Raw genomic sequence first — 16,301 nt, 5'->3', positions numbered from 1 at the left:
CCAGTAGTCCCGCGAAACTCAAACCCCGCAGGGCCTCGCGGGATACCCTGTGGAAAACCGATTTATACCGCTTTTTTGCGCTTCAGCAGCCCGCGCTTTTTCAACTGGATCAGCAGCAGGGATATGGATGCGGGCGTCACGCCCGGTATCCGCGAGGCCCGCGCCAGGGTATCCGGGCGGGTCTCTCCCAGTTTTTGCTTGACCTCATTGGACAGACCGGAAATATCGCTGTAGTCGAAGTCCGCCGGGATAGGGGTATCTTCGTAGGCCTGCAAGCGCTCAATTTCCTCGCGCTGGCGATCGATATAGCCGGCGTATTTGGCCGAGATTTCCACCTGTTCGGCAACCTGCTCGTCGGTTACCGCTTCCCCTTTGAGGCCCGCCACATCCTGATAGCCCAGTTCCGGACGGCGCAGCAGGTCCATCAGGCTGTATTCCCGCGCCAATGGCTGCGGCAATTTGGTTTCTACAGAGGCGGCCTGGGGCGTCTTTGGGTGCACCCAGGTATCTTGCAGTCGCTGGGTTTCCTGAGCGATCGCCTCGCGCTTTTCACTGAACGCTGCCCAGCGAGTATCGTCGACCAGGCCCAATTCGCGACCTTTTTCGGTCAGGCGCAGGTCAGCATTGTCCTCACGGAGCAGCAAGCGATATTCCGCACGGCTGGTAAACATGCGGTAGGGCTCTTTGGTGCCACTGGTGATCAAATCATCCACAAGCACGCCCAGGTAGGCTTCATCCCGACGCGGGGACCAGGCTTCAAGCTCCTGCGCCTGTAGGGCGGCGTTGGCGCCAGCCAGGAGTCCCTGGGCGGCCGCTTCTTCGTAGCCGGTGGTGCCATTGATCTGGCCGGCAAAATAGAGCCCCTGGATAAATTTGGTCTGCAGGGAGGGCAGTAGATCCCGCGGATCGAAGAAATCGTACTCAATCGCATAGCCCGGGCGGGTGATATGCGCCTTTTCAAAGCCCTTGATGGAGTGCACCAGCTCAATCTGCACATCGAAGGGCAGACTGGTGGAAATACCATTGGGGTACAGCTCGTTGGTAGTCAGCCCCTCCGGCTCGATAAACACCTGGTGGCTGTCTTTGTCCGCAAAGCGGTGCACCTTGTCCTCAATGGAGGGGCAATAGCGCGGGCCAATCCCCTCAATCACACCGGAATACATGGGCGAGCGATCGAGCCCCCCTTGGATAATTTCATGAGTGTGGGCATTGGTGTGGGTAATCCAGCAGCAGACCTGGCGCGGGTGCTGATCGCGGCTGCCCAAGTAAGACATCACCGGTGTGGGACTGTCTCCCCACTGCTCCTCCAACTCACTGAAATCTACTGAGCGGGCATCAATTCGAGGAGGGGTGCCGGTTTTGAGGCGGTCGACACGGAAAGGCAGTTCGCGCAGACGATCCGCCAAGGCTATCGAGGGTGGATCTCCGGCGCGGCCGCCGGCGTGGTTATCCAAGCCGATGTGGATACGCCCACCGAGGAAAGTCCCGGCGGTCAGTACCACTGTCTTGGCGCGAAAGCGTACTCCTGCGTTGGTGACAACGCCCACAACGCGTTCACCTTCGACAATCAGGTCATCTGCCGCTTGTTGGAAGATCTCCAGGTTTTCCTGTGCTTCCAGGATCGAACGGATCGCGGCGCGATATAGGGCTCTATCGGCCTGGGCACGAGTTGCCCTTACTGCGGGACCTTTGCGGGCATTGAGGACCCGGAACTGAATTCCGCCCAGGTCTGTTGCCGTTGCCATAGCGCCACCGAGGGCATCGACCTCCTTCACGAGATGACTCTTGCCAATACCGCCAATAGCCGGGTTGCAGGACATTTGCCCGAGGGTCTCGATATTGTGGGTCAGTAGCAGAGTGGAAGCTCCCATACGTGCCGCTGCCAGTGAGGCTTCGGTACCTGCATGGCCTCCGCCGATCACGATCACATCATAGGTCTTAGGGAATTCCATAATGGCTGCTACTGGTTACAACTTGGGGCGCACATTTTATAGTCAGTAAGTGTCCTCAGCAATTGGCTTTATTCAAGCCGTTTAGGAAAGCTCTGCCTTTGTCTTTCTCTCTCCTTCCTGAATATCAACTTCTGATCGGATGAATTTCAAAACTCTGTCTTGCTTTCTTAAATACTCTTACTAATGAATATATGTATATCTTAAAGAGTATTTTTTTATATTTGTTGTTTTTATTAGACCTGTCGCAACTCGGTATAAGCACAAAAAAACCTTTAAAAACAATAGGTTATAAAGATGAAAACCCTGCCGACAAACCCTTGGTGGACACAGGGGTAACCGGGGTATGAGGCTGTGAAAACTTGGGACAACTTTGCCCTATCTGCTCTTATTAGGAAGTTATCATCATACGATTATTCTATTTTGCAGGTGCTTATCCCCTCTTTTGCCCACAGTCAGTTTTTTTTGACTAGTGTCTGTGGTGCTTTACCCAGACTTTCTGGGGGATACCTGTGAGTAGTCGAACGCAATGTATAAATCTGTGCATATACCCATTGAATAGATGTGGGTTAATGGTGAGATAACTGCCAATAAGCTTATCCACGGGAAATCCCCGTGGACATGTATAATTTCTTTCCCTTAAGAGCTATTTAAACAGCCATCTCAAGCTTATTTCTCACCTATTTCGTGGAAAATATGCGGGAAAGCTGGGGATTAAATAGAACTTTTTTAACAACCTAGGATAGATCTGGGCTCTTCCTGTGAGCAAGAGGTGTGGAACTTGTGCCAGAAGGAGAATAAGAAGATGGAGAGTAGGGAGGTACTATAGGGAAGAGAAGAGGACGCTATTTACTAGCGCCCCCAATTGGATAAGTGCGTGGAACCCCACACCTTCTTATTTTCCGATACAAAAGCTGCCGAAAATTTTCCCGAGCAGCTCGTCCGCACTCATTGCACCGGTGATTTCACCCAACGCCTGCTGGGCTTGGCGTAAGTCTTCCGCGAGTAACTCACCGGCACCATGACTGTGGAGCTGCTGGGAACCTTGCTCAATAAAGGCACGGGCGCGCTCAAGAGCCTCTAAATGGCGTCTACGCGCACTAAAAGTGCCTTCGGCAGCACCACTGAAGCCGATAGACTGTTTCAAATGCTCCTTCAGTGCTTCGAGGCCCGCACCGGTCTTGGCGCTGATGGCTATAACCGGCACTCCTTCAGTGTGAGCTTGGAGGCCGGCACTGTAATCGCTGAGATCAATTTTATTCAGTACCAGTGTGAGCTTGTCTAAGTCCTGAAGCTGGTTGGTAAATTCCGGCCAGGCCTCTGCCGGGTCCAGTGAGTGAAGTTGCTCTGCATCCATTACCAGGAGCACGCGATCCGCCTGGTGAATCTCCTCCCAGGCGCGCTCGATGCCTATTTGCTCTACTTTATCTGGCGCATCCCGCAGGCCGGCGGTATCGGCGAACTGCAGGGGCATGCCGTCAATGTGGATATCTTCCCGCAAGATATCGCGGGTGGTGCCGGCGATATCGGTGACGATGGCGGTATTGCGACCCGCGAGGGCATTGAGCAGACTCGACTTGCCGGCATTGGGGCGCCCGGCAATGGCCACCCGCATACCCTCGCGCATAATGGCGCCCTGGCGCGCCTGAGCTTCTACACCAGCCATTTGTGCCAGTAGGGCCTGGATATCCGCAGCCACCTTGCCATCGGCGAGAAAGTCGATCTCCTCTTCGGGAAAATCGATGGCGGCTTCCACATAGATACGCAGGTGGGTAAGGCTTTCCACAAGGTCTTCAATTTTGTCGGAAAAAGCGCCCTGTAGTGAACGCATGGCGTTGCGCGCCGCTTGGGCACTACCGGCATCAATCAGATCGGCGATCGCTTCGGCTTGGGTGAGATCCATTTTGTCGTTGAGGAAGGCGCGTTCAGAAAACTCCCCGGGACGTGCCTGGCGGGCTCCCAGTTCGATCGTTGCCTTCAGCAGTTGATCGAGAATCACCGGGCCACCGTGGCCCTGCAGTTCCACCACATCTTCTCCGGTAAATGAGTTGGGGCCTGGGAAGAATAGGGCGAGTCCCTGGTCGATCAGTTGCTCACTGTGGAAAAAATTTCGGTAATGGGCATAGCGCGCTTTGAGCGGTTTATCCCCGCAGATTTGCTGGGCAATGGACAGGGCTTTGGGGCCAGAGAGGCGGATTACACCGATACCACCGCGCCCTGGTGCGGTGGCGACGGCGGCGATGGTGTCACGATTAAGGCTTTGTTGTGTCATCGGCTGAGTGTACTCGACATAACGGAAAAGGGCCGCAGTTGCGGCCCTTGTTGTTTGTGATCTGTGGATACTTGATCAGTATTTTCCGGCATCCACCTGCTTGTTGATATACCAGGTTTGACCGATGGTGATCAGGTTGTTGGCGATCCAGTACAGGACCAGGCCAGCCGGGAACCACAGGAAGAACACCGTCATCATCACCGGCATCAGCTGCATGATACGGGCCTGGGTCGGGTCGGTGGGGGCCGGGTTTAGCTTCTGCATAAACCACATGGACAGGCCCATCAGTACTGGCAGGATGAAATAAGGGTCCTTTGCCGACAGGTCGTGAATCCAGAAGATCCAGGGCGCGTGGCGCAGCTCTACGGTTTCGGTGAGCATCCAGTAGAGGGCGATAAACACCGGCATCTGCAGTAGGATCGGCAGGCAGCCCCCCATGGGATTGATCTTCTCACGGCGGTAGAGCTTCATGGTCTCTTCCGCCAGCTTCTGTCGGTTGTCCTTGTACTGCTCCTGCAGTTTTTTCATCTGTGGAGCAAACTTGCGCATGCGTGCCATAGACTTGGTGCCAGCGGCGGACAGTGGCAGTAGCAGCGTTTTAATAAATACGGTGAGCAGAATAATCGCCCAGCCCCAGTTACTGACAATATGCTCCTGGATAAAGTGCAGTACGCGGAACAGCGGCTTGGCAATCCACCACAGCCAGCCGTAATCCACGGTCAGGTCTAGGTAGGGTGAGATCTCCTCCAGGCGGTAGACATCCTTGGGGCCGGCATAGAAGGAAGCGCTCAGCTCGCCCTGAGTCGCGGCGGGGATTTGTACCGGCTGGGCGGTGAAGCCCATACGGAAGAGTCCGTTGGACAATTCGCGCAGCTCAAAAGTGTTGCGTTCATCCTGTGGGGGAATCCAGGCGCTAAGGAAATAGTGCTGCACCATGGCTACCCAACCGCCTTCGACTGTGGTGCGGGTGGGTTTCTCGGCGATTTCCTCAAAATCCTGCTTGAAGTAATTTTCTTCGTTGGTGTGAAGAGCGGCACCGAGGAAGGGTGACATACCAAAACCGGTATCAGTCACCGGTTCACTGGCATCGCGCTTGATCTGGCCAAACATGGCGGCGGACCAGGGCTTGGCGCTGGTGTTATCTACCAGGTAGGCCACTTGAACGAGGTAGTCCCCACGCTTGAAGGTGTAGCGTTTGGTGATATTTGCACCTTCTTGCTGCAGGGTCAGGTCCACAATCAGTTGATCCTGCCCTTCCACCATGGCGTAGTTGGTCTTTTCAACCTTAAACAGGGGGCGGCCAGCGGCGCTATCGGTGCCGTTGTTACCGATCAGACCACTCTGGGCGATATAGGTGTGATAGCGAGTCTGGTTTAACAGGATTAAGGGCTGGTCAGGCGTATCCAGCTTTTCCTGGAACTGTCGCAGGGCCACTTTTACGATATCACCGCCACGAGGATCAATGAGCAGATCAAAGACGTCGGTGGTGACATTGATGAGCGTGCGTTGGCCGCTATCGGTGCCTGTCTCTGCTGGCGCTTGGGACTCCAGTTGGGGTACATCGCTATTGCCGTTTTCGCTGGTCTGCGCCGGGATTTGGCTGCCGCTCTGTATATCGTCGTGAACTATGGTTTCGCGGTCGAGTTCAGGAGTGTGCTGCTCTTGAAATGCATTCCACTGGAAGATAAGTGCGAGGAGAACCGCGAGAATTCCACCTAGCAGCGTATAGCGTTGCCAATCCATCTTAATACCTAGAGCGTGTTCTTGTGTTTGGTGGGGGGAACCGGGTCCAGTCCACCAGGGTGCCAGGGGTGGCATTTTATAAGGCGGCGCGCAGTTAAATAACCCCCCTTTAAGGCTCCGTGAGTTTCAATCGCCTCTTCGGAGTATCGCGAGCAGGTTGGGTAAAAGCGGCACTGGTTACCTACCCATGGGCTGGCCAGATAGCGGTAGACGTGTATCAGCTTGATCAGTAGCCACTTCATGACTTCGATTGTGGCTGTTGCGCGCGCTTGGCCAGCTTGCGCCAGAGCTTGTTTAGTGTCTTCGCCAGTGCGGCCTTATCCAGATCTGCAACCCCCGGGCGAGCCAATACTACAGCATCCAACGGCGGCAACTGGTGTTGCTGCAAGCGGAAGGTTTCTCGGGTAATTCGCTTGATTCGATTGCGGTCGGAGGCGTTGCGCACATGCTTCTTGGCAATTACCAAGCCGAGGCGCGGATGCTCAGAATCACTGGGGCATGCGAGGATCAGGAGGTGGGGATGCGCGGCGCGCACAACGTTTTCATTGAAAACCTTGCGATACTGCGCCGCATTAAGCAGGCGCAGAGTCTTGGCAAATCCAAAGCTGCTGCGCACCTGCTGCATAGGGAGAATCTCTAAAAAGAAGAGATATTATGCAGACAGTACTTTGCGGCCTTTTGCGCGGCGGCGGGCCAGGATTTTACGGCCGTTTTTGGTTGCCATACGAGCGCGGAAACCGTGAGTGCGTTTGCGCTTCAAGTTGCTGGGTTGAAATGTGCGTTTCATAGTCTTGCTACCTGAGACTTTGTGTTCAAGATTTCTCGGGACCATCCCCGGCCGCGGCCTGGGCTCCGGTCCGGCACAGAGCCGGGGCAGACGGAGCTACGCGCTGCGAAGGCCGCGGATTGTATAGAAAGGCAACAGTGAAAGCAACGCACAGACGGGAGATATTCGGCTTGTTTACCACTAAATCACTGATGCCAAATAACGGCTACTAGACAAGCCCTTGAGCTACCTGATGTATTTCGTGATGCCCACCGATTGACCCCAAGATATACACAGGCGACTGTGGATAAAGTTCCACAGGTGTAGGCTTCAATTGTCTAATTGTTACGCAAATACCTGATTGCATGGACATTTTTGCGCAATTTTTTCAACAGCGCCACGCTTTCTTGTGGATAACCCGTCGATGGAAAGGTATACTGCGCCGATCTTATTTGATGGCTAGGGCACTCCAGTCCTTTCATGCCGTTGTCTCCGTGGTCTTACCATTTTGGGGTTTTGGGGGGTTTCTTGACTGAATCCGTTTGGAAGCAGTGCGCGAGCTGTTTGCAGGATGAGCTGCCATCTCAGCAGTTCAATACCTGGATCAGACCGCTGCGCGTCAATCCCGCGTGTGCAGAGGGCGAGTTGCGACTGGTTGCACCAAATCGCTTTGTACTGGACTGGGTTGGCGGTAAATTCCTTCATCGTATCCGCGAGCTGGTCCACCAGTTTTCTCCTGGACAGCCACTTCAAGTAGGGCTGGAGATCACTGCTCGTCGCCCCGCGCGTTTTCAGCGTAGTCGCGCAGCAATGGAAGCGGCACCTGTACCGGCTCCCGTGCCCCCTACGGCTCCGGTTGCCAGTGCTATGCCGCCGCCGATAGCACCCACAACTTCCCCAGCACCTTCTGTTTCATCGGGTTCGGTGGATTTTTCCACAACTCCTGGTGTGGTTTCTCCCTCTGTCTCTCAGGGGTTTATGAGCCATGCGGAGCCACAGGCTCCTGTTTCCAATCAGCCGCTGAATGGTGGCGGCTTTGGTGGTGGCCCTGGTGTAAATCCTCATTCAATACTGGAAGAGGAGACCAACTCCAGACAGGTCAGCAAGGGGGAGCAGGCGGTATCCGATATTCGTCCTGCGGTAATGAACGACATGGTGCGTTCTATCCCGGAACAACCCGCGCGGCAGGTTGAGGTTGAGGGTGCCATTAAGCACGGCAGCTCCCTCAATCGAAACTTCACTTTTAAATCTTTTGTTGAAGGCAAGTCCAACCAATTGGGCTTGGCTGCTGCGCAGCAAATCTCCGACAACCCTGGTGGCGCCTATAACCCGCTCTTTATTTATGGTGGTGTGGGCCTGGGTAAAACACACCTTATGCATGCGGTGGGCAATGCGTTGTTAGAGCGCAATCCCAATGCCAAAGTGGTCTACCTGCACTCTGAACGTTTTGTCGCGGATATGGTGAAGGCTCTACAGCTCAACGCCATCAGCGATTTCAAGCGCTATTACCGCTCTGTGGATGCGCTGCTGATTGACGATATTCAGTTCTTTGCTGGTAAGGAGCGCTCTCAGGAGGAGTTTTTCCATACCTTTAATGCGCTTCTCGAGGGTGGCCAACAGATTATCCTCACCTGCGACCGCTATCCCAAGGAGATCGACGGCCTTGAAGAGCGCCTCAAGTCCCGCTTTGGTTGGGGCCTGACTGTGGCTGTGGAACCGCCTGAACTGGAGACGCGGGTAGCCATATTAATGAAGAAAGCGGAGCAGTTCGGTGTAGAGTTACCCCACGATTCCGCTTTCTTTATCGCGCAGCGTATCCGCTCCAATGTACGCGAGCTAGAAGGCGCCCTGCGCCGTGTGATAGCCAACTCCCAATTTACCGGCCGTGCCATTGACGATGTATTGGTGCGCGAGGCCCTCAAGGATCTACTCGCCTTGCAGGATCGTTTGGTGAGTGTGGACAATATTCAACGTGTGGTGGCCGAATACTACAAGATCAAGGTGGCCGACCTGTTGTCCAAGCGCCGCAGCCGCTCTGTCGCGCGTCCGCGTCAGGTGGCTATGTCTCTGGCTAAAGAGTTGACCAATCACAGTTTGCCGGAGATTGGCGATGCCTTTGGCGGGCGTGACCACACTACGGTCTTGCATGCCTGCCGCAAAATTCGCGAATTGCAGGAGTCTGATGCGGATATCCGCGAGGACGTAAAGTTACTGACACGGTCGTTGACCACTTAATCGAATAACTGACAAACAAGGCGAAACTACCGATGAAATTCAATGTGAGCCGGGACGCCCTGCTGAAGCCCCTACAACTGGTAGCCGGTGTCGTTGAGAAACGCCAGACCCTGCCGGTCCTGGCCAATGTATTGATGCAATTACAAGGTCAGGAGTTGTCCCTGACTGGTACAGATCTCGAAGTGGAAATTGTCGGCCGCTTGCCGGTGGATGGCGTGGAAATGGAAGGTGAAGTAACTGTTCCAGCACGCAAGCTGCTGGATATCTGTCGCTCATTACCGGATGGCGCTGAATTAAAATTTGAGCGCGATGGCGAGCGCCTGGTATTGCGCAGTGGCCGCAGCCGTTTTCAGTTATCCACTTTACCCGCAGCGGACTTCCCCAATCAGGAGGAAGCCAGTGCCCAGACTCGATTCGATATTTCTCAGCGCGAGATTCGCCGTCTGATCGAGGCAACCAGCTTTGCCATGGCCCAGCAGGACGTGCGCTATTACTTGAATGGCCTACTGCTGGAGTGCCGCCCACAGCAGCTGCGCGCTGTCGCCACTGACGGTCACCGCCTGGCTTTGTGCGACCGGGATGCTCCGGGCTTGAATGTATCGGCACCCATTCAGGCGATTGTACCGCGCAAGGGCGTGTTGGAATTGGGCCGCCTGTTGGAAGATAGCGACGTGCAGGCGCAGGTAGTACTGGGCAACAATCATATCCGTGTGATGAGTGGCCAGTTCACCTTTACCTCCAAGCTGGTGGATGGCAAGTTCCCGGATTATGAGCGCGTTCTGCCACGTGGTGCCGGCAATGTGGTCTATGCCGATCGCCAGGGCCTGCGTCAGGCTTTCTCCCGAGCAGCGATTCTTTCCAATGAAAAATATCGTGGGGTACGTTTGCAGGTCTCCGAGGGTTTGCTGCAGATTGTGGCCAATAACCCCGAGCAGGAGGAGGCTGAAGAGCAGATGATGGTGGATTACGTGGGGGAGCCCATGGAAATAGGCTTTAACGTTTCTTATTTGCTTGATGTTACTGGTGCTATTCACAGCGACCAGATTCGCATCAGTCTGGCGGATGCCAACAGCAGTGCTTTACTGCAGCAACCTGAGGACGGAGATGCCCTCTACGTGATTATGCCGATGCGTCTGTAAGCCCTGGTTAGTAAGCATTTGGCTCACAATCGAGAAGGGACCGCACTGTATTATCAACAGGCGGTCCCTTTATTTTTTCTGAATATTGCCGCTGAAACTTTCCCAGCCAGCGGGGCGAGGGGTCTATGGCGCTGACCCGCCTTCTGATTTCTAATTTTCGAAATATCTCTCACGCCGATCTGCTTTTGGACACTGGGGTTAACCTGTTCTGTGGCGTCAATGGCAGTGGCAAGACTTCCATTCTTGAAGCTGTTCATATGTTGGCTACAGGCCGCTCTTTTCGGTCTCGCCAGCACAAATCGGTTATCCGCCATGATCATTCAGGGCTCACGGTTTTTACCCAGCTGGATACGGGCTTCAATCTTGGGGTCGAGCGCCTAGCTGATGGCGGTGGCCGTGTGCGTATCAACCAGGCGGCGGCTGAGTCCAGTTCACAGCTTGCTAACTGTCTCCCCTTACAACTGATTAACAGCGATAGTTTCTCCGCCCTGGATGGCGGCCCTGGAGTGCGCAGGCGACTTCTGGATTGGACAGTGTTCCACGTGGAACATCTCTTTGCTCAGGAATGGAAAAACTATCAAATCGCACTGAAGCAGCGAAATGCCTTGTTGCGACGTGGTAAAATCGATCCGGACGCGATCGGGATTTGGGAGCATCAGTTGTCCCAAAGTGGCGAACAGGTGGACACCCTGCGTCGCAGCCAATTCGAGCAATTGCGTGCAGCCGTAACAACGCTACTGGAAGAGTTACCTCCCAGCCTGCTAAATCGGGTGGATATGAGTTATCGACGCGGTTGGCGAAAAGAGGTTGAACTGGCCGAGGCGCTTAGAGAGTCTCGGGATAGTGATCTCAGTCAGGGACATACCCGCACTGGGCCTCACAGAGCAGATCTCCGTTTTACCGTTGCAGGTGAGCCTGCACACAATGTTTTATCCCGTGGCCAGCAGAAGATGCTGGTATGCGCCGTACGCACGGCTATGGCGCAGTTGGTTTGTCGTCATCGAGAGAAACCGGTATTTCTTGTGGACGACCTCCCAGCAGAGCTGGATGATCACAATCAGCAAGTTTTTGCCCAGTGGGTTGGTCATTGTGCCAGCCAGGTACTGGTAACCGGAATAGATGAGGGCACTACAAGCCGCCCCTGGCGACAATTGGAAGCCCCTTGGAATTGCCCAAAAGTGTTCCACGTGGAACATGGGAATATCAGCGCCGATGCATCGGCTGCATAATAAGTTGAATGGAGCGAATAAATGTCAGAGCAGCAAAGCTATGACTCGAGCAGTATCAAGGTACTCAAAGGCCTGGATGCGGTGCGCAAGCGCCCCGGAATGTATATCGGTGATACCGACGATGGCACCGGCCTGCACCACATGGTGTTCGAGGTGGTCGACAACTCCATCGATGAAGCACTAGCAGGCCATTGCGATGAGATTCGCGTAACCATCCATCCGGATGAATCGATTTCTGTCTCAGATAACGGCCGTGGTATTCCAACAGAAATCCACCCAGAAGAGGGGGTTTCTGCTGCAGAAGTAATTATGACCGTGCTGCACGCCGGTGGTAAGTTCGATGACAATACCTATAAGGTATCCGGTGGTCTGCATGGCGTGGGTGTGTCAGTAGTAAATGCGCTGTCAAAAGAGTTGAAGCTGACTATCCGCCGTGGGGGTAAGATCCACGAGCAAACCTATCATCACGGTGTGCCCCAGGCTCCACTGGAGGTGGTGGGAGATAGCGATACCACCGGCACCACCGTGCACTTCAAGCCCTCTGCAGATACCTTCAGCAATATCGAATTCCATTTCGATGTACTGGCCAAGCGCTTGCGCGAGCTGTCCTTCCTCAATTCCGGTGTACGTATTGTCTTGAAGGACGAGCGTAGTGGTAAGGAAGAGGTCTATGAATACGAGGGTGGCTTGAGTGCCTTTGTGGAGTTTCTTAACCAAAACAAAACTCCCATCAACAAGGTGTTGCACTTCCAGAGCCAGCGCGATGACGGCATCGCCGTAGAAGTGGCGCTACAGTGGAATGACAGTTTCCAGGAAAGCATTTTCTGCTACACCAACAATATCCCCCAGCGCGATGGTGGTACCCACCTGGCAGGCTTCCGCGCGGCGCTGACTCGCGGTTTGAACACCTATATTGAGCGCGAGGGCCTGGGCAAAAAAGATAAGGTCAATACCACCGGTGACGATGCCCGAGAAGGCCTCACCGCGATTATCTCTGTAAAGGTACCGGACCCGAAATTCTCCTCGCAGACCAAAGACAAGCTGGTTTCCTCTGAGGTGAAGCCCGCTGTTGAGCAGGAGATGGGACACCATTTCAACGACTACCTGTTGGAGAACCCTCAGGAAGCCAAGTCCGTCGTTACTAAAATGATCGATGCGGCGAAAGCCCGTGAGGCGGCGCGCAAGGCGCGTGAGATGACCCGTCGCAAGGGTGCCCTGGATATCGCTGGTCTTCCCGGAAAACTGGCAGACTGCCAGCAGAAAGACCCAGCCTTGTCGGAAATCTACCTGGTGGAGGGTGACTCTGCCGGTGGTTCTGCTAAGCAGGGCCGCGATCGTCGTACCCAGGCGATCCTGCCGCTGAAGGGCAAAATCCTCAATGTGGAAAAAGCGCGCTTCGACAAGATGCTCTCCAGTGCCGAAGTGGGCACCCTGATCACCGCACTGGGCTGTGGCATCGGTAAGAGCGAGTTCAACCCGGACAAGCTGCGTTACCACAGCATCATCATCATGACCGATGCGGATGTGGATGGAGCCCATATCCGCACCCTGTTGCTCACCTTCTTCTTCCGTCAGATGCCGGAGCTGATCGAGCGGGGCCATATCTACATCGCGCAGCCGCCACTGTATAAGATATCCAAGGGTAAGCAGGAGCAGTACCTAAAAGATGAGGGTGCTCTGACTCAGTTCCTCACCAACGCCGCCCTGGAAGGCGCCACATTATTTGTGAACCCGGATGCACCTGGACTATCTGGCGCTTCCCTGGAAAGCCTGGTGGGCGAGTATCGCAGTGTGCTGGCTACTATTGATCGTCTGTCCCGCCTGTATCCAGAAGAGGTGCTGCGCAGCATGATCTACCTGCCCAGCTTGTCTCAGGAAGACCTGCAGTCCCAGGAGAAAGTCGCGGCTTGGAGTGAGAAGCTACAGGAGAAACTCGGTGACGAAGAGAGCGGTGGAACCCGTCGTCACGAAGTGACGGTTCAGGAGAACACCGAGCGCGGCCTATTCCTGCCCCATATCCATATCGTGGCCCACGGTGTCGGCAGTGACTACCTGATTAACCACGAGTTCTTCGATTCCGCTGAGTACGCGTCTGTTTGCGCTCTGGGTGAGAAGATGGTGGGGCTGTTGGAAGAAGGTGCCTTTATTCAGCGCGGCGAAAAGCAGCACGTTGTTGGCAGCTTTCCTGAAGTGATGGACTGGCTGATGGGCGAGAGCCGCAGAGGCTATGGTATCCAGCGCTATAAGGGGCTAGGTGAGATGAACCCGGAGCAGCTTTGGGAAACCACCATGGACCCAGAGAGCCGCCGTATGCTGCAGGTCACTGTGGAGGATGCCATTGCCGCAGACCAGATCTTCACCACCCTAATGGGGGATCAGGTAGAGCCACGCCGTGACTTTATCGAGACCAATGCCTTGGCGGTAGAAAACCTGGATGTTTAAGTCTTCCAGACGCTCTTGCGCTTAAAAATAGATGGATTACCTGGGGCGGTTTTATACCGCTCCAGGCAAATATCGATCGAAATCACCCCGCCAGCTTGCCTTTCAACTTATCCTCAAGGCGCCTGAATAGACTCACAACAAACTCTCGAAAGACTTTAAAGCGCAGCACATTGCGGTGTTCCGGTGTAGAGACCAGCCACAGATCGTGCAGGCTGGAAGGCTCCGCGCCGGGTAAGCGAATTACTCCATTAATCCCATCGGCGAGAAAGCAGGGAAGCCTGGCTAAGCCCAGTCCGCTTCTGACGGCTTCTAGCTGTATCAGGCCATGGCTGATCTGATGTTGATAGGGCAAATCCGGATAAGGGGTGTTTTGGGCCCAGTTCACCCTGCCATCCTCACTGCTCCAGCCGAGCCAGCGGCCGTGTTCTGGTAGTGATTCTGCAATATAGGCTGGCGAGCCGTAACAGCAGCTAGGTAGGTTGGTAAGCTTACGGGCAATAAACCTTTCGGGTACCTCTGCACCTTTGGGCAGGATTCTCAAAGCCACATCCGCCTCGTGTTTCTCGAGGCTGAGCACCTGGCTGGTCACTAGGAGCTGAACGTTTATCTGTGGGTAGTCATTGGTGAACTCATTGAGGTGCGGAATCACAAGATGGGAGGCCACGACATCAGGCATGGTAACGCGTATTTCCCCAGAGAGCCGATGGCTACCACCCTGCAGGTGCTTCTGTGCCGCGTCGAGGTACTGCTCTGCGGATTTGGCATAACCGAGCATGGCTTCTCCATCTTCGGTTAGTTGATAACCTTTGGAGTTACGGTAAAACAGTCTGGCTTGAAGCCTCTCTTCAAGAGCGTCAATACGGCGGGATACAGTGGAGTGGCTCACTCCAAGGTCTTCAGCAACGCTGCGGGCACTATGACTCCTGGCAACCGCAATAAAGAACTGAATATCAGTCCATTCAATGGATCCTTTATGCAACACAGTGTCCTATTTTGTTATATTCCGTTGCAAATAGTGTCCAGCTAATCTGTCTCCCGTCAATATTTATTGCACCGAACATCCTGGGAGAATCCAATGAAAATCGTTCAAGTTAAGAGAGAAGTTGCCATAGACCACCCGATTGAGGAGGTCTGGAAAGTGCTTGCTGTGGATTTTGATACCGCTTACCAATGGATGATGCTGATACCGCATTCCTTTGCCAAAGAGGGTACACCGGTTGGCAATGCCAGTGTAAAAGGGCGTGTCTGTGTACTGACAAATAAAGGCCCCAATGGTCTTGTCGCCGATGAAACCATCACAAGATTTGATGATAAAAAGCATGAGCTGGATGTGTCTGTAGAAACCAAGAACACACCGCCAGGATTTCCGGTGAAGAAAAGTTTATCGCAGTTTAAATTAGAGGCTTTATCCGAAAATGGGACAAGGGTGAGCTTCACTGCGAACATGGAGCTGGGTGCCATTGGTGGCGTACTGAGCCCGGTAGTGAAAAAAATGACGGGCACACAGTTTGGTAAAATGTTGGAGGACCTAAAAAATCATTTGGAAAAAGGCCGGCATCTTACCGGTGAGGCCGCTGCTTAGTTGGCTGAATATTAAGAATATAGTTTTATAAGCCCTTCTGTTTCTGCTATCAGCAAGCAGAAGGGAATGGGAAAAAAGCAAAGATAAAAAAATATTTTTTGCAGAGAAATCTGACAAAAGCCAAAATTATGAATTACTAGATCTGCATAAATAAGAACTATTTGATCGCGGAAGATTGGGTATTTTGGAGGAAAAACTAAGGGAAAAAGAAAGTTTTTAGAAAAAAGGCGGAGAAAAAATTCCCCCGCCGATCTATGAATTTATTTCTCCAGTAATAACCCGCACTCGCGATGTTCTTCACCCTTGGTCGGATCGAAATACACATCATTATCCGGCAGTTCGTTTTCGTAAACGTACTCCTCTACATCGATCTCCTTCAGGTGGAACATTGGCGCTACTCGAATGGTGCCGTGATTCCCCTGGGTAAAAATATCCAGGTTTTTGCGGTGGGCATTCTGATCGTGGCGAATGCCGTTGAGCCATACATCCGGTTTCAGTTCCTGCATGGCGCGGTTAAACGGCTCCAGTTTCACTGTACGCGAGAAAAAGTCGTGCTCGGGAGTATCCAGGGGCGGAATACCACCGTGGACGGCGTTGTAGTGGGCCGCAGACATCTTTGGAGAATAGGTGCGCAGATTGAGGTTAAGCCGTTCCACCACATTTTCTATGTGGCGGTAGGTCTCCGGGGTGTTGTAGCCGTGATCCACCCAGATCACCGGAATATCCGGCTTGGCTCTACTCACAAGATGCAGAAAGGCCACAGCAAGGGGGCGGAAGTTGGTAAAGACTACCGGGTTCTGGGCCTTTTCCATGGTGAATTGCATGATTTCGCTGGGTTTAGCCTCAGCAAAAGTCTGATTCAATACTGCCAGGTTGGCATTGTGATGAAAGAAGCGGCCTCTCGAAGGCTGCAGGGCATTACTGGAAGCGTTGTGTCCCATAAA

At 53.8% G+C, this 16,301-nt stretch carries 13 protein-coding genes; 5 read left to right on the top strand and 8 right to left on the bottom strand.

Going from position 1 to position 16,301, the window contains the following annotated elements; all coding sequences use genetic code 11:
- Positions 1-62: 62 nt before the first annotated feature.
- From mnmG to rpmH, 6 genes are all read right to left on the bottom strand, one after another.
- The gene (mnmG, locus tag ACJJH9_RS20040) at positions 63-1,952 is read right to left on the bottom strand and encodes a tRNA uridine-5-carboxymethylaminomethyl(34) synthesis enzyme MnmG (RefSeq protein WP_444923804.1); all 1,890 of its coding nucleotides are present in this window, start codon (positions 1,950-1,952) and stop codon (positions 63-65) included.
- An 892-nt stretch (positions 1,953-2,844) separates the two neighbouring features.
- Positions 2,845-4,221 (bottom strand): tRNA uridine-5-carboxymethylaminomethyl(34) synthesis GTPase MnmE, encoded by a 1,377-nt coding sequence (mnmE, locus tag ACJJH9_RS20035; RefSeq protein ID WP_444923803.1) that lies wholly within the window; start codon positions 4,219-4,221, stop codon positions 2,845-2,847.
- Between the two features lie 75 nt (positions 4,222-4,296).
- Entirely contained in the window at positions 4,297-5,964 is a 1,668-nt protein-coding gene (gene yidC / locus ACJJH9_RS20030; protein ID WP_444923802.1) for a membrane protein insertase YidC, read from the bottom strand.
- A gap of 8 nt (positions 5,965-5,972) precedes the next feature.
- A complete protein-coding gene (gene yidD / locus ACJJH9_RS20025; RefSeq protein ID WP_083922742.1) occupies positions 5,973-6,206 on the bottom strand; it encodes a membrane protein insertion efficiency factor YidD in 234 nt (77 codons plus the stop codon).
- A complete protein-coding gene (rnpA, locus tag ACJJH9_RS20020) occupies positions 6,203-6,589 on the bottom strand; it encodes a ribonuclease P protein component (protein WP_020413886.1) in 387 nt (128 codons plus the stop codon). Before rnpA ends, yidD begins: the two co-directional genes overlap by 4 nt.
- A 27-nt stretch (positions 6,590-6,616) precedes the next feature.
- Positions 6,617-6,751 (bottom strand): 50S ribosomal protein L34, encoded by a 135-nt coding sequence (rpmH, locus tag ACJJH9_RS20015; RefSeq protein ID WP_020413885.1) that lies wholly within the window; start codon positions 6,749-6,751, stop codon positions 6,617-6,619.
- 507 nt (positions 6,752-7,258) lie between these two features.
- Here rpmH and dnaA point away from each other — a divergent pair.
- The 4 genes from dnaA (at position 7,259) to gyrB (ending at position 13,775) form a co-directional block, all read left to right on the top strand.
- A complete protein-coding gene (gene dnaA, locus ACJJH9_RS20010) occupies positions 7,259-8,965 on the top strand; it encodes a chromosomal replication initiator protein DnaA (protein ID WP_444923801.1) in 1,707 nt (568 codons plus the stop codon).
- Between the two features lie 32 nt (positions 8,966-8,997).
- Positions 8,998-10,104, top strand: a complete 1,107-nt coding sequence (gene dnaN / locus ACJJH9_RS20005; RefSeq protein WP_252083962.1) for a DNA polymerase III subunit beta — start codon at positions 8,998-9,000, stop codon at positions 10,102-10,104.
- Positions 10,105-10,229: 125 nt separating this feature from the next.
- The gene (recF, locus tag ACJJH9_RS20000) at positions 10,230-11,333 is read left to right on the top strand and encodes a DNA replication/repair protein RecF (RefSeq protein ID WP_444923800.1); all 1,104 of its coding nucleotides are present in this window, start codon (positions 10,230-10,232) and stop codon (positions 11,331-11,333) included.
- Positions 11,334-11,354: 21 nt separating this feature from the next.
- Positions 11,355-13,775: a DNA topoisomerase (ATP-hydrolyzing) subunit B gene (gene gyrB / locus ACJJH9_RS19995; RefSeq protein WP_444923799.1), complete on the top strand. Its 2,421-nt coding sequence runs from the start codon at positions 11,355-11,357 to the stop codon at positions 13,773-13,775.
- Positions 13,776-13,857: 82 nt separating this feature from the next.
- Here gyrB and ACJJH9_RS19990 read toward each other — a convergent pair whose 3' ends face one another.
- Complete coding sequence (locus tag ACJJH9_RS19990; RefSeq protein ID WP_444923798.1) at positions 13,858-14,754, bottom strand: LysR family transcriptional regulator; 897 nt, start codon at positions 14,752-14,754, stop codon at positions 13,858-13,860.
- A gap of 96 nt (positions 14,755-14,850) precedes the next feature.
- On the opposite strand from ACJJH9_RS19990, the gene ACJJH9_RS19985 reads away from it, so the two are divergent.
- A complete protein-coding gene (locus tag ACJJH9_RS19985; protein ID WP_444923797.1) occupies positions 14,851-15,357 on the top strand; it encodes an SRPBCC family protein in 507 nt (168 codons plus the stop codon).
- Between the two features lie 260 nt (positions 15,358-15,617).
- On the opposite strand, the gene ACJJH9_RS19980 is transcribed toward ACJJH9_RS19985, so the two are convergent.
- Complete coding sequence (locus tag ACJJH9_RS19980) at positions 15,618-16,298, bottom strand: phosphoadenosine phosphosulfate reductase domain-containing protein (protein ID WP_444923796.1); 681 nt, start codon at positions 16,296-16,298, stop codon at positions 15,618-15,620.
- Between the last annotated feature and the right edge of the window lie 3 nt (positions 16,299-16,301).

This window comes from Microbulbifer mixtoriginis (SeqCode), assembly GCF_052466715.1.
The sequence above is the reverse complement of the archived record's forward strand: the minus strand, read 5'-3'. Positions and strand labels throughout refer to the sequence as shown.